The following is a 13,241-nucleotide window of genomic DNA, read 5'->3' on the forward strand; positions in this document are numbered from 1 at the left end:
GGTTAATCCGCGCTTCCAAGTCCGCTCATAATGCCTTGCAGGACAATGATTGAGCCTGTGGCAACTTGCGTGTTATTTTTTATCGCTCCCTTAGGGACTACAAAGGCACTATCGTGCTCTTCTTGGATTTTGATTTTTGTAGGTTGGAATCCATTTTTTGTCCTCACAAAGGTAACAAAATCATTCCCCACTTTAATCACCGCAGATGATGGGACAAGTATCGTGCCTTTAGGAAGCGCGCCATCAATATAGACATTTATCATTTCCCCCACTTTGAAATCTTTTGCAGTGATTTTAGCGGTGGCTAAAATAGTGTTGGTATTTTTATCAATTACCACAGACATAGATTCAATATGTCCTATTTTTCGTCCCTTGCTATCAAAGAGATTGTCGCCCTTTGCCACGGTTTGAGCGAGGTGAGCTGGTATGCGAATGCGCCCTAAAAGTGTGCTTTGCTCTAGTGAAATTCTCACATAGGGCGTAAAGGCATTGATTTTTTGCCCGCTTTGATAAGGAGCGACAGAGAGCACACCACTTGCCTTTGCCACGATTGGGAATCCATACTCGCCCTGCTTGCCAGATTTCATAAAAGATTCACTCACGCCTAATAAATCAAGTTTAGCAAAAGTTTCGTTGTATTTGAGTTGGAGTTCGTTCATTGTGAGGTAGCTTAGTTGATATTCGCGCTTAGAAATAACCCCACTTTTATACAGCATTTTGTCTTTTTGTTCGTTTTCTTGGGCGATTTTTAACCTCTCTCGTGTGTTGGTAAAGTCAAAAAATAGCGTGCTTAACTCATTTGAGCTAATATCACAAATCAAATCCCCCTTATTTACACGCTCCCCTTCGCGTTTATACACATTTACCACCACGGTTTCAAAGCTCGAACTCTGTGCGACAGAGGTCTTATCATCAAAATCAATAAGTGCGTTAAATGGAATCCCCTTATCTCCGTGCTCTCTATCTGTGAGCGTGATGAGTGATATGCCATTTGTTTTCATCGCTGATTCACTCATAACTACTTCATCATATCCCCACAAAGACACGACAAGCGCACACACAAAAACAATCTTTTTCATTTTTACTCCTTTGGCGTAAGGTTATATAGCGGTAGATTAAGCACTTGGGCTAACGATTCTTCAAGCATTGCCAAAGTGTTAATATACTCTTTTTTCATTTCGATAGTATAAATCATAGAATCCAAATGGTTGTTTCTAATGGTTAAATATTCAAATACGCTTGTTTTCCCAGCTTCATAGCCAATTTTGTTGATTTGAGAGAGTTCGCGTTTGTTATCTTCATCATTTTTTGCCAGCGTTATAGCCTTGCGTTTGGAATCTAACTGCTCAAGGTAAGAATATGCAGTGTTTTGCAATGTATTTTCTAAGATTTCGCGCTCACGCATTGAGCCACTTTGTAACGCAAGATACATTGATTTTTGATTACCATATCTAGTGGTAAGTGGGATAGGGATTTTTACTTTTACGCCTATGCCATTATTTGATTCCCCAACGATTGTCCCCACGCCTACTTCGATAGCATCTAGCCTTGAGCGCGAAGCTGCTTTTGCCATATTTTCAAAATCCTTAATATCAAGTGTTACTATATCCATATACAGAGAGTTTTGTATGCTGGATTCTATGTTTAAACTTGTGGAATCTAAATAATCAAAATTTAGCCCACTCACTTCAATATCCTCAACCTCACGGCTTAGTCCAAGTGCTACTCTAAGTGAGTTAAGCGAGTTTAAAACAAGTCTTTTGCTATTTTCAAACATTACTTGCACGCCTAGATAATCGCTCCTAAAAAATAGGTATTGCGATTTTGAGATTCTCCCTGCGTCATAGCGCACCTTAGCTATATCAAGTTGCTCTTTTGCATTATTTAACCTATTTTTATAGACATCAAACTGCTCTTTTTGTGCGAGGTATTCTAAATACATACGCTTAAGCCCGATAATAGTGAGTATTTTAGAGAGTTCATAACTTTTGCTTTGACGCTCATAGCGAGTTTTATACATTTGCCTTAAAATACTTGAGACCCAAGGAAGTCGCGGAGCAATCATCACATATATTTCGCTTTCTTGTTCTTTGCCACCAGCTGGAGATTTTGTTTGTTGTGAAGTGAAGTCAAGGTATGGTGAGTTCCACGACCTAGCGAACTTCCCCTCATATATGAGACTTTGTTTTTGTGCTTGGGATTTGGCAAGGATAGTGGAGTTGTGTTCGGCGGCTTGTATAAAGTCCTCAATGCTTAGTGTAACTCTATTTTTCTGCTCTTGTTTTTCTGCACTTAGCACTAAGGTTTGGCTTGCTAACACGATACACCAAAATACACCCCAAAGACATTTGCCTATCGATCCCACTCTCACCTCCGTTGATTTATAAAGATTTTCTAAAATCCCTAAAAATTTGCATTCCCTAAGAATCCTAGCATTTTATGAGCCAAAAAAGGTAAATGCAAACACACCTAAATAAATCCCTCGCTTCTAAAATAAGATAAAACTTCCTTATACACGCCTTTTTTGAAGTGTGTAATATAGGCAAAAAGTTCTTTGTATGAGACGAATTTGTATTCATTAAATTCTGGTTCTTGTGTTTGGAGATTGATTTTTGCTCCACTTTGTAAGCATACAAGGAAGTATTTTTGAATCTGTCCATCGTAAGGATACATTTTTTTGCTAATGCTTTCAGGGAAATCGTATTTCACCCAATCGTTGTGCTGGGCTAGGATTTTTACTTCATCTGTGCCAATTTCTTCTTTTAGCTCTCGTAATAATGCTTGTTCGGGTGTTTCTCCCTCATCAATTCCACCTTGTGGGAACTGCCACGCACCTTTTAAATCACTTCTATGGGCGATGAAAAATTCGCACTCACTTGGATATTTTGGCGAGAGAATGACTGCAGCGACATTTGGACGATATTTTTTTTCTTTGTTTTCTTGCATTGTTCCCCCTTGTTTTTTAAGATATTATAATGTATTTTTATTTACAATTTGTTATTTTAACGCTTCTCGCTAAGCCATAGTGTAATTTCATCAGCAAGGAGGAAATCTCTGGCTACCGCCATATTTTTTATCCCATTTTTTTGTATATATATTTGATTAGATTCTACGAGGATTTGGAGATTTTGTGGATTGAGCATTTGGCAATCCACTCCCACCTCACAACGCAATCCAAGCATAATTTCTTCAAAGTCTAAATCCTGTTTGCTTAAAATTTCTTTTTCCCTAAAATGTGGATTGTTGATATATTCTTGGAGTGTGGTATTTGCTTTGTAACGCACATTTTCAATCCTCCCAACCGCTCCACACCCACAGCCTACATACTCTTTGCCCTGCCAATAAGCAAGATTGTGCTTGCAGGTGTAGCCATCTTTTGCGTAGTTTGAGACTTCATATTGTCTAAACCCTTGCGTAAAAAATCGCTCTTTGAGTATTTGTGCTTGAGTTACGCAATCTTGGCTAAGATTCTCTTTTGGTGGTGATTTAAGCGCAAATCGCGAGCCCTCATCAATGCTTAGGCAATATGCTGAAATATGCGTTAATGGGAGTTTTGCGAGATTATCACATTCGCTTTGTATGAGTGCTTCATCATCAAGTGGTGTGCCAAAGATAATATCGCAATTTATGTTTTTAAACCCGCTTTTTTGCGCATTTTCAAATGCTTGAAAAATATCTTTAATGCAATGTTCGCGCTCTAAAAATGCAAGTTTTTTTGCATTGAAACTTTGCACACCTATGCTTAAGCGATTTGCTCCCATTGCGATTAAATCCTCACACCAAGAACGCGTGATGAGATTGACATTCCCCTCTATGCTAATCTCGCATTGCGAATCTAAAAAATCCTTAAAGCAGGCAAAAACCTTTTGATAAAATGTGGAATCTAGCACATTTGGCGTGCCTCCACCGATAAAGACACTTTGAAGTGTTGTATTTGGCTCGCGCTCTTTAAGTGTATTGAGTGAGGCTGTGATGTCTTTGCAAAGCGCATTTATATAAGGCGTGTAAGATTCTTGTTTGCTGACAAAAGAATTAAACGCGCAGTAGCCACATTTAGAGTTACAAAATGGAATGTGAATGTAGAGTTGCAAGTTTCCCCTTTTTTGCTAAAATTTTGCTAATGAAATGTTGCGTAAGTTTTGCAAATCATCACAAAAAGTGTAGCATTTTAGAATCTATGAAGCATAAAGTAAGCCGATGAAAAAAATCTTTTGTTTTGTTGCGTGTGTGATTTCTTATACGGTTGGTGTAGATTCTACGCACGCTATCGCGCTTTTTGGCACGCCAAAATATCCAAAAAACTTCACCCATTTTGAATACGCTAATCCTAATGCAAAACAAGGTGGCACTTTGCGAAGTCATCAAGTGGGGAGTTTTAACTCGCTTAATCCATTTGTGCAAAAGGGCAACGCAGAGGGCAATATTTTAGCCTTAGTGTATGATACACTTGGCGTGGGAAGCCTTGATGAGGCGGCTACGGAGTATGGATTGATTGCAAAGGAGTTTATTATAGATTCTAAGGGATTTTACTTAGAATGCCATTTGAATGAAAACGCACGCTTTAGCGATGGTGTGAAAATAACCGCCCAAGATGTGAAATTTAGCTTTGAGACATTAACAACGCTTGGTAAAATCGAATATCAGCGGTATTACGCAGATGTAGAGCGCGTGGAGATTCTCTCTACTTTTAAAGTGCGCTTTTATTTTAAAAACAACCAAAACTCCGAATTGCCCCTTATTTTAGCGCAACTTCCTATTTTGCCAAAGCATATTTTTATGCAGGGAGAGAAAAATACTTTTGGGGAAAATCCCTTGCAAAATCCTGTGGGAAGTGGAGCATACAGCGTGGAATCTTATGATGTAGGGCGCAAAATTGTTTTTAAAAAAAATCCACATTATTGGGCGAAAAATCACCCTGCACGAAAGGGATTTTTTAACTTTGAAAACATTATAATCGAGTATTACAAAGAGCCCGTAATCGCGCAACAAGCGTTTATAGCTGGAGAGTATGATTGGCGTGTGGAGAGTAGCGCGAAAGTGTGGGCGAAAGATTATCAAAGCAACAAAGAGAATCTCCTCTCAAAAATAGTCATTCCAAACAAACTTCCAAGCACATTTCAAGGATTTTTCTTTAACACCAAAAATGAATTTTTTGCCAATCCCCTCGTGCGTGAGGCGATTTTTTATGCGTTTGACTTTGAGTGGAGTAATGTCAATTTGTTTTTTAATCAATATGAACGCACAATTAACATTTTTGATAATTCGCGTTTTGCTTCTAGTGGGATTCCTAAGGGATTAGAGCGACATATTTTAAGTCAATTAAAACTCAACGATATGCGCATTTTAGGACAGCATTTTATTGTCCCGCGCACGGATTTTGCCCTGCCTGCAAATATACAATCTGGCTGGATAAATTGGCTTGGGGTAAAGCATTTGGATAATGCAAAGGTTATGGGGCAAGACAAAAGAGAGAATCTTAAATACGCAAGCACACTTTTAGCCAAAGCTGGATTTAGATTCCAAAATGGCTACCTTGTGGATTCTCAAGGCAAGCGGTTGGCGTTTGAGATTCTTATCAATTATGACGGGTTTGAGCGTATTTGTCTGCCATTTATGAAAAATCTCCAAAAACTTGGCATTGAAGTCAAACTTACCAAAGTCGATGATACGCAATACACTAATCGCTTGCGAAATTTTGAATATGATATGGTGGTTGAGCTTGTGGGGCAGAGCTTAAATCCGGGCAACGAGCAGAGGTTTTATTGGGGGAGTGAAGCAGCGCGAAATGCTGGAGGGCGAAACTACGCGCGCATTGAGGATAGCAATGTCGATAGACTTATCGAGGGACTTATCAACGCAAAGAGCGAAGAAGAGAAAATAGCTTATGGCAGGGCGTTAGATAGAATCTTGTTATGGGGATTTTACACGATTCCGCATTTTCACGCTAAGGGCTATCGCGTGGCGTATTGGAATGACAAAATCGCTATGCCAGCAATCGCACCAATATACGGATTTGACCCATATTTATGGTGGGCGAAATGAATACAAACGCTCATAAAAACAAAAAAAATATCAATACAAACAATACAAAAGCCCCACAAATAGCAATTTTTGGCGGGAGCTTTGACCCATTTCATAATGGGCATTTAGCGATAGTTGAGCAGTTTTTAGGACATTTTTGTGTCCAACATCTTTTTTTGCTTCCCACATTTTGCTCGCCTTTTAAGAATCAAAGTGCATTGAGCCCACAAGTGCGATTAGCGATGTGTGAGCGCATAGCCACGCACATTAACGCGCAAAACAACACACAGATTCTCAAAGTATGTGATTTTGAAATCACACAAAACAGGGTAACTTATAGCATTGAGAGTGTGAGGTTTCTCTCTCAAACGCAAGGCGCACAAAAGCTATATTTTTTGCTCGGGTTTGATAGCTTTGTCTCTTTGGGGCAGTGGAGGGAGATTGATGAGCTTGCTAGGCGCGTAGAATTTGTGGTATTTGGCAGAGATGGTGCGAGTGAAGCGGACTTTACGCACGCTTTAGAGGAACTTTGTGTGCGATTAGATTCTCCAAATCCACAAAGCACGCAACCAAGCCCAAAGCATTCAAAGACTTTGCGCGCGCATTTTTTGCCTCTAAGCCACCATATCGCCTCCTCATCACTTAGGGAGGATTTGGCGCGATTTGGAGTGGAGCGCATTATGGGGCAAATTCCGCCACCACTGCATAGCTTACTACGAGAATCTGCTATAATAGCACGATAATTTGATTACACAAGGATAAAAATTGGAAGTAAAAGATAAAGTGCAAGATATTATCACGCTCTTAGAGGAGAAAAAGGGCGAGGACATTTATGTCGGGGATATGCGCGAGAGGGAATACTTAGTAGAGTTTGTCATCATCGTTACGGCTATGGCTGGCAAGCATTCCTATGCGTTGCTTGATTATCTTAAAAGTGAGCTAAAGGAGAGGGGTGTGGTGTTTTACGCCACTGATGAGGAGAGTGAGGATTGGCTTATCGCGGATTTGGGCGATGTAATGGTGCATATCTTTACACATAATCACCGCGCGAAGTTTAATTTAGAGGAATTTTTATCAACTTTACCAAAGCGCGTGTAATGTAACTGCTACTCCATCAAAAACTCGTATTCATAGATTTTTGGTTCGATTTTTTGGGCGAGGTTTGCAAGGGCTACATTTAGGCTAGACATAAGCGCGTTAAAATGCTCATCTTTGCTTGTGGCGTTTAGCTTGCCTTTTTTGTTTTTGCCATTTTCGCCCTCTTTTTCGCTTATTTTGCGTCCTTTGAAAAACTCTTTTATATCATAGAGGCTTGCATTTGGATTGTAAGGTGCGTAGGGGTTTGCTAGGCTTTGTGGAGATTTTTTATCACTTGCAGTTGCGTGATAATATCTCCAAATCTCTCGCCCTGCGTTAAATACAGCTTGCGCTTCCTTGCTAAAATTTAGGGGCTTTTGTGGGATAAAATCTTGTGTAGATTCTAACTCAAATAATGTGTTATTGCGTGAATATACTTCTTTGTCATTGCGAGCGGATTTGTCAAAATCCGCGTGGCAATCTATGTTTTTGTCATATTGAGGTTTCGCAGAAACCGAAATATCTCTATTGTCATTTTGAGCGTAGCGAAAAATCCCTTTATTGTCCTTTGAGATACTTCGGACTTCGCCCTCAGTATGACAAGAAGTAGTGTTATTATGCGTAGCATTAGCGCATTTGCCATTGATAAAATCGTGTAAAAAATGCGAAGTAAAGCTAGATTTTGCATTGACTTCTTTTTCGCTAAATGGGATAAAGTGGTTTATAAATCCGCTATTGTTGCCATACTGGGCTTGCGAAGCAAGCGAAGTATCTCTATTGTTTTTGTTTTGAGATATTTCGCTTCGCTCAATATGACAAGAAATGCGATTTTGTCCGTGAAAGAGTGTGAAAGCAAGGCAATCATTGTGAAATTCTGTGTCCTGTTGCCATTTTTTATTAGGGTGCAAAAATTGGTCTCTGTCATTTATCCACGAGGCTTTTATCGCTTGACGCACGGCGAAATATACGCAACCAACAGTAAAATTTTTCGCGCTCATAACCCAAAAATTAAAATGCTCAATTCCTTTTTTCTGCGAAATATACATTTGGTTGTTGTGCTGAAAATCTGGTGATGGATTACATAAATATCCTAAAAATTTATCTTTATTAGATTCCGCGCTTTTATTGTCAAATTGTTTTATCCATTTATTGATACTTTCCTTTGGATTTGCTTGCAATTTCTTTTTGCCTATTTTTTTATTGCTTTCATTAAAAATATCCACTCTTATTTTTCCGATTTCTTTTTTATCGCCTAGATTCCACACCAAAAAGCCGATAGGGAATTGCCCTTTGACATTATCAAAAGTATTGGCAGGACAAATAAAGCCTTTTAAAAATTTTGCTTGAAAGGTGTCTCTAAATTTTATAAAATTTGATGAATTGACATATTTTAGGGTAGCAAAACTTCCCAAAATGCAGTTTGGAATCTCTTTATAAATTCGCATAAAAAATTGCGCGAAAAGCTCATTATTTGCCTTGCCTAGCTCATCTTTATATCGCTCGCAAATCATATTGTCTCGCGCAACTTTTGCTTTATTTTTTCCCGTTCCTGCGGGAGTTTTGCCCGAAGTTGCCTCCGCATACGGCGGATTGATAAAAATCACTAGCTTTTGTGGCGTATTTTTGATGATATGTTGCAGGGATTTTGGGAGTTTGGATTCTGCGATGATTTTGCCATTTTTATCCACCGTGTCAAACAACTCATCATTTAAAAAATCAAAAGCAAAAATATGTTCCTCGCAAAGATTTGCGCCATTTTGGATTCTCTCTTTCATTATGTCTATGTCGGCTTTATCTAGCGTGCTGGCGTAAATTTTGTATTTATCACTTAGATTTGCAAGCAGATTGCCTGTCCCTGCGGCACAATCCCAAATATAATACTCCTCCTGCCAATCCTCCCCTAAGGCTAACGCTAGATAATCTTGTGCTTTTTGCACCCATATTTGTGGCGTGAAAAATGCTCCCTTGCGCTCGCGTATGTCTTGAGGCACGAGCAAATCACGCCGCTTAATGATATAATCCCAAAACTCCTCTTTAGGCGGTCGCTCATAGATATTCCAAAACTTGCTATGCGCTTTTTGAGAATCTTTGAAAAATACCTCGCTAATATTTAGCCTGCCACTCTTTAGCTTCTCTAAGGCGATACGATAATGGTCTTTATCAAGCAAGATTCTAAGATTTTCATAGATGGCTTTGGTGGTATTATCATAGCTTAGCAAATCAGCGAGATAAAAATCGCTATCCAAAATCTCTGGCTTCTCCGCCTCCCAATCAATGCTAATGCTAGGTTTTACGCACGCTAGCCATTTGGTATAAATAGCGATAAAGTTGTTTTTGGTTATGGGGATTTTGGAGAGATTTTTGTTGCTTAGCGTGAAATTAGTAGCGATGAAATTTTCTAGCTCTGCCCTGTCTTGCCCAAAATCAAAAATAAGGCTTTTTGATTCTAGTAGGCTTTTGATTTTGGCGTGGAGTTGCTTAAATTCTTTGGTGGTGTAATCGCTTGGAGCTACATTCCAATTAAAATCATTTTGGCTAAAAATGCTCATTATTTCGTGGTATTGGATAAAGGCGATTTTCTCACAATCAAACGCGCCTAAAAGTGCGGGAGGTAGCATATCCTCATATAAATCTGCTTTGCCGATAGTCAAAATCAGCTGGACAAATGAGGTGTAAATATCGCTTTTGCCCTTTTTTGCTTCTGCCCAGAGAAAATGCAAAGATTCTGTGTCGTATCGGTAGCTTATGCAAAAATCGATTTTGCCAAAAGGCTCGTAATCAAATGGTGCAAAAAACTCCTTTGCTACGCGTGCTTTGAGTGCCTCTTCGCTAATATCAAGTGGGAAATATGTTTGCATTTGCTAGCCTTTACATTTAAAATCTTGTCATTATAACGAAATTTTTAGCCTAGATTTGTCCTGCTAAATCGTGGCATTCATAGTCCCAAAAGTTTTGCCAAAAAGTCGCGTAAGGCTTCTTTGCTCATTTCATCGCTTGCGACATTTACTACGACATCTTCTAGCTTGGCGTAAAAATCGCTTGGTAGATTTTGCGGTGCATTTAGCTTGATAAATGCTTTTGCTAGGTAAATCGCGCTTCGTTTATTGCCGTCTAAAAATGGGTGGAATTTCACACAGCAAAAGATTAAATGAGTGAGTTTATCTAAGAAGCTAGGGTAGAAATCATCATTTTGTATATGCTCTAGCGCGGATTCTAAATAGCTTACGCGTGATTTGTCAAAGCCCTTTAGCCCGCCCATTGTATCCATAATATCATCGTGCAAAGCGATAACATCATCAAGTGAGAGGTATTTCATTTATCTTTTAGCCTCTCAAATACCGCGTAATTTTGAGGCTTTTTTAAATCCTCTAGCATTTCTTTTTGCAATGCTTTAAAATCAAAGCTTTCCTTTTTATCGATTGTGTTGCCCTCTTTTTGTGTGATTGTGGCATTTGCAGTTTTTGCCATTTTGACAAAATCTGGCAAAAATTCTTCTTTGACATTTTCTATAACTAAAGTCATTTGACACTCCTTTAAATTTTAAAATCTTAGCATTATAGCCAAATCTTTAGCCAACCTGCTTTTTAGCGCACTTTCCTACTCAAAATCCCTAAATACCGCGCCTATGTCAAGTCCGTTTATCACTTCGCTCCCGCGTTTTTCTAAGATACCTTGCGCACCTTCGATTAAATCCCTGCTAGAAATCCCGTGCGTGATAGAAATCTTTGCCTCCAAATACGCGCTCAAATGGTCGCACGCTTTTAAAAATTCCCCGCAAATTGGCTCGTATTCATCAGCGTTAAATCGCGAAAAAAGCTCCTCGCTCGATTTTGCATAATGCGCAAAGCACTCGATTTTATAGCGATTGGCAAATTCATTTTGCGTGAAATACACAATATCATCTTTGATATTTTCTGGCACTTTTGAGAGGATTTTCTCCTCCACTGCTTCAGCTTCGATTTGCTTTATATACTCATCTAGTCCTAGCACATTGTGCTTTATGGGCGAGATTATGTCGCGGGTTAGCACTTCTGGCAAATCGTGGAAAAGCCCGCAAAGAAAGTGATTTATCCGCATCGCTTTGCACGCGCCTAAATCTAGGCTTAGCAAATACGCACTTAGCGCGACTACGAGCGTGTGTCCTAGCACGGAGGTTTCGGGGATTCTAGGGGTTTGACTCCATCGCTTTTGGAAGCGCAACTGCCCTAGCATAGTGATGAGTTCGCGCACATCTTCATAGAGCGCGATTTGCTGCATTCCCGCTAGGTGATAATGCCCCTCGACTTGCTTGTCGATGATTTTTTTGATATTTTGCACATCATACATTTTGGTGTTAAAGTGATAAATAATGTCAAATTCCCATTTTGACGCGTAATAATGCGCCGCTTGCAAAATCTCACTCTCCAAAGATTTGCCACGACTAATGTGCGCGCTGTGCTGGCTAACAACTTCGCTTGAAATATGCTCGCTAGAAGTGAGATACTCGCCCATATTGTCAAAAAAATTATATGCTCCCAAATCAGATTCTAGATTTGCCAAAGTAAATTTCACTAGCTCTTTGTTGTGCCGAGTGATGAGCTTATGAAACACAGGGGGTTTAATGTCAGTCAAAATCACGCGCTCAAAAAACTCATAGCAAAACTGCAAAATAAGCCGCTCCCAATCGATTGTGGCATTATGGAAATGCTCCTCATAGCGCGCGAGTAAGTAGGCAATCACCATTTTGTGTGCTTGCTTGTCTAGCTCGACAAACTCCACAGGGCAGGCTTGGTCATTCCACCGCCGAATCGATGCGGCGGTAAAGATTTTGCGCAAGAGGGAGGTTTTAAGACGCGGGGATTTTAGGGATTTGGTATTCATTTGCGGGTTTTTATTTTTTATAGTAGTTGCCCTCAATCCCTACGCAAGTTTGCTTACACTCGCCCTTTGTGCATTGAGTTTCACATTGCGCAGCTTGATATGAGCCTATGGGCTTTTTCTTCGCACACGCACTAAGGGAAATCCCCAACGCCACGACACCAAATAAAATCATTGCTTTTTTCATTTTGCACTCCTTAAAAGGTAATTTACCTTAAGATTCTAGCAAATTTTATTCTTACTTTGTAGAATCTGTGTTTCAGCATACCATAAAATCCATTCTAAAAGTAGTATCGTTTATCGTTTGCTTAGATATATATGATTTAATAGAGTAAATTTACACAATAAGGAGTTTGTATGGAAGTGATATATCCCTATCTTGTGATTGTGCATTTGTGTTGCGCTATCATTTTCGTAGGATTTTTATTTACTGATGTGGTCATTTTAGGATATGTGTTTAAGCGATTAGACGAGCAAAAGGCACGCGAGGTAAAAAGTCTTTTAGGAAGCATTGAGACAAAGATAATGCCACCTTGCTTGCTTTTGCTTATTTTAAGTGGTGGGGCTATGCTCTCTAGCTATATTGGCGGGGATAAGGGATATTTTGAAAGTCCATTCCAAACATTGCTTATTATAAAGGCAATTTTTGCGTTGAGTATTTTTGGCTTAGCGGCATTTTCGCTTTCAATGTATTATATCTTTAAGCGTCCAAATCCACTTGGCAAATATACACACCCCATTGTTTTTGGCATTGCTGTAATTGTCGTGTTGTTGGCGAAATTTATGTTTATAGTGTGAGTGAAGTTTAATTAAAAAATGTTAAGTAAGAGTGGAAGTTATTAGGCGCGTTTTACGCACTTAAGGGATTTGGCTACTTTGTGCCCACCATTACCGAAGTTGCTTTGATGATTGCATAGGCTTCTTTGCCCACACTTAAGCCCAACTCGCTAATAGATTCTAGTGAAACGGTCGCACTAATAGTGTTGCCATCACCAATGTCGATTTTCACAATGGCATTTACTGAACCCTTTTGAATGTCTGTGATTTTGCCTTTAATTTGATTTCTTGCGCTGATATTCATTGCAATCTCCTTTTATGTTAAATTTGTTGCTTTTTGTGGGGCAACTTGGAGATTGTAAATTAAGAAAGTTAAATATATCAAAAAACATAAATTGATTTTGCTTGGTTTTTGATGCAGTGTAGGAATCTCGCATTGCGATGATTTCTGCACGATAGATTTTTGCGGTTTGGAGATTCTCTTAAATTATGTATAATTTAAGAGAATC

The 13,241-nt window shown here is 39.2% G+C and carries 14 protein-coding genes; 4 read left to right on the plus strand and 10 right to left on the minus strand.

Annotation, left to right across the window (positions count from 1 at the left end; translation table 11 throughout):
• Window positions 1-2: 2 nt before the first annotated feature.
• The 4 genes from ACWIWK_RS07425 to hemW all read right to left on the minus strand — a co-directional run bounded on the left by ACWIWK_RS07425 (window position 3) and on the right by hemW (window position 4,091).
• Entirely contained in the window at window positions 3-1,079 is a 1,077-nt protein-coding gene (locus ACWIWK_RS07425; protein WP_454152163.1) for an efflux RND transporter periplasmic adaptor subunit, read from the minus strand.
• 2 nt (window positions 1,080-1,081) lie between these two features.
• Window positions 1,082-2,365 carry a TolC family protein gene (locus ACWIWK_RS07430; RefSeq protein WP_454152164.1) on the minus strand — a complete coding sequence of 428 codons (1,284 nt, stop codon included), beginning with the start codon at window positions 2,363-2,365 and terminating at the stop codon, window positions 1,082-1,084.
• Window positions 2,366-2,469: 104 nt separating this feature from the next.
• The gene (locus ACWIWK_RS07435) at window positions 2,470-2,946 is read right to left on the minus strand and encodes an RNA pyrophosphohydrolase (protein WP_454152165.1); all 477 of its coding nucleotides are present in this window, start codon (window positions 2,944-2,946) and stop codon (window positions 2,470-2,472) included.
• Between the two features lie 56 nt (window positions 2,947-3,002).
• Window positions 3,003-4,091: a radical SAM family heme chaperone HemW gene (gene hemW / locus ACWIWK_RS07440; protein ID WP_454152166.1), complete on the minus strand. Its 1,089-nt coding sequence runs from the start codon at window positions 4,089-4,091 to the stop codon at window positions 3,003-3,005.
• A gap of 106 nt (window positions 4,092-4,197) precedes the next feature.
• On the opposite strand from hemW, the gene ACWIWK_RS07445 reads away from it, so the two are divergent.
• Genes ACWIWK_RS07445 through rsfS form a run of 3 tightly spaced genes read left to right on the plus strand, consistent with a single transcriptional unit; the run spans window position 4,198 to window position 7,119 of the window.
• Entirely contained in the window at window positions 4,198-6,042 is a 1,845-nt protein-coding gene (locus ACWIWK_RS07445) for an extracellular solute-binding protein (RefSeq protein ID WP_454152167.1), read from the plus strand.
• Window positions 6,039-6,764 carry a nicotinate (nicotinamide) nucleotide adenylyltransferase gene (nadD, locus tag ACWIWK_RS07450; RefSeq protein ID WP_454152168.1) on the plus strand — a complete coding sequence of 242 codons (726 nt, stop codon included), beginning with the start codon at window positions 6,039-6,041 and terminating at the stop codon, window positions 6,762-6,764. Before ACWIWK_RS07445 ends, nadD begins: the two co-directional genes overlap by 4 nt.
• A 22-nt stretch (window positions 6,765-6,786) precedes the next feature.
• Window positions 6,787-7,119, plus strand: coding sequence for a ribosome silencing factor (rsfS, locus tag ACWIWK_RS07455; protein WP_454152169.1), 333 nt, complete (start codon window positions 6,787-6,789; stop codon window positions 7,117-7,119).
• A gap of 8 nt (window positions 7,120-7,127) precedes the next feature.
• Here rsfS and ACWIWK_RS07460 read toward each other — a convergent pair whose 3' ends face one another.
• From ACWIWK_RS07460 to ACWIWK_RS07480, 5 genes are all read right to left on the minus strand, one after another.
• Window positions 7,128-9,956, minus strand: a complete 2,829-nt coding sequence (locus ACWIWK_RS07460; protein ID WP_454152170.1) for a hypothetical protein — start codon at window positions 9,954-9,956, stop codon at window positions 7,128-7,130.
• 77 nt (window positions 9,957-10,033) lie between these two features.
• Entirely contained in the window at window positions 10,034-10,414 is a 381-nt protein-coding gene (locus ACWIWK_RS07465) for a type II toxin-antitoxin system death-on-curing family toxin (protein WP_454152171.1), read from the minus strand.
• A complete protein-coding gene (locus ACWIWK_RS07470; protein WP_454152172.1) occupies window positions 10,411-10,620 on the minus strand; it encodes a hypothetical protein in 210 nt (69 codons plus the stop codon). The genes ACWIWK_RS07465 and ACWIWK_RS07470 overlap by 4 nt, the downstream gene beginning before the upstream one ends.
• 75 nt (window positions 10,621-10,695) lie before the next feature.
• Window positions 10,696-11,958: an HD domain-containing protein gene (locus ACWIWK_RS07475; protein WP_454152173.1), complete on the minus strand. Its 1,263-nt coding sequence runs from the start codon at window positions 11,956-11,958 to the stop codon at window positions 10,696-10,698.
• 10 nt (window positions 11,959-11,968) lie between these two features.
• Entirely contained in the window at window positions 11,969-12,142 is a 174-nt protein-coding gene (locus tag ACWIWK_RS07480) for a hypothetical protein (RefSeq protein WP_454152174.1), read from the minus strand.
• Between the two features lie 170 nt (window positions 12,143-12,312).
• Here ACWIWK_RS07480 and ACWIWK_RS07485 point away from each other — a divergent pair, with 170 nt between their 5' ends.
• Window positions 12,313-12,753, plus strand: coding sequence for a copper resistance protein CopD (locus tag ACWIWK_RS07485; protein ID WP_454152175.1), 441 nt, complete (start codon window positions 12,313-12,315; stop codon window positions 12,751-12,753).
• A gap of 73 nt (window positions 12,754-12,826) precedes the next feature.
• On the opposite strand, the gene ACWIWK_RS07490 is transcribed toward ACWIWK_RS07485, so the two are convergent.
• Complete coding sequence (locus ACWIWK_RS07490) at window positions 12,827-13,036, minus strand: TOBE domain-containing protein (protein ID WP_454152176.1); 210 nt, start codon at window positions 13,034-13,036, stop codon at window positions 12,827-12,829.
• Between the last annotated feature and the right edge of the window lie 205 nt (window positions 13,037-13,241).

It is taken from the genome of Helicobacter sp. 23-1048, assembly GCF_053654545.1.

Excerpts from the sequence above, each read along its gene's own strand:
- ACWIWK_RS07425 (WP_454152163.1), bottom strand. The coding sequence starts at position 1,079 with ATGAAAAAGATTGTTTTTGTGTGTGCGCTTGTCGTGTCTTTGTGGGGA.
- ACWIWK_RS07435 (WP_454152165.1), bottom strand. The coding sequence starts at position 2,946 with ATGCAAGAAAACAAAGAAAAAAAATATCGTCCAAATGTCGCTGCAGTC.
- ACWIWK_RS07445 (WP_454152167.1), top strand. The coding sequence starts at position 4,198 with ATGAAAAAAATCTTTTGTTTTGTTGCGTGTGTGATTTCTTATACGGTT.
- nadD (WP_454152168.1), top strand. The coding sequence starts at position 6,039 with ATGAATACAAACGCTCATAAAAACAAAAAAAATATCAATACAAACAAT.
- ACWIWK_RS07460 (WP_454152170.1), bottom strand. The coding sequence starts at position 9,956 with ATGCAAACATATTTCCCACTTGATATTAGCGAAGAGGCACTCAAAGCA.
- ACWIWK_RS07465 (WP_454152171.1), bottom strand. The coding sequence starts at position 10,414 with ATGAAATACCTCTCACTTGATGATGTTATCGCTTTGCACGATGATATT.
- ACWIWK_RS07470 (WP_454152172.1), bottom strand. The coding sequence starts at position 10,620 with ATGACTTTAGTTATAGAAAATGTCAAAGAAGAATTTTTGCCAGATTTT.
- ACWIWK_RS07475 (WP_454152173.1), bottom strand. The coding sequence starts at position 11,958 with ATGAATACCAAATCCCTAAAATCCCCGCGTCTTAAAACCTCCCTCTTG.
- ACWIWK_RS07480 (WP_454152174.1), bottom strand. The coding sequence starts at position 12,142 with ATGAAAAAAGCAATGATTTTATTTGGTGTCGTGGCGTTGGGGATTTCC.
- ACWIWK_RS07485 (WP_454152175.1), top strand. The coding sequence starts at position 12,313 with ATGGAAGTGATATATCCCTATCTTGTGATTGTGCATTTGTGTTGCGCT.
- ACWIWK_RS07490 (WP_454152176.1), bottom strand. The coding sequence starts at position 13,036 with ATGAATATCAGCGCAAGAAATCAAATTAAAGGCAAAATCACAGACATT.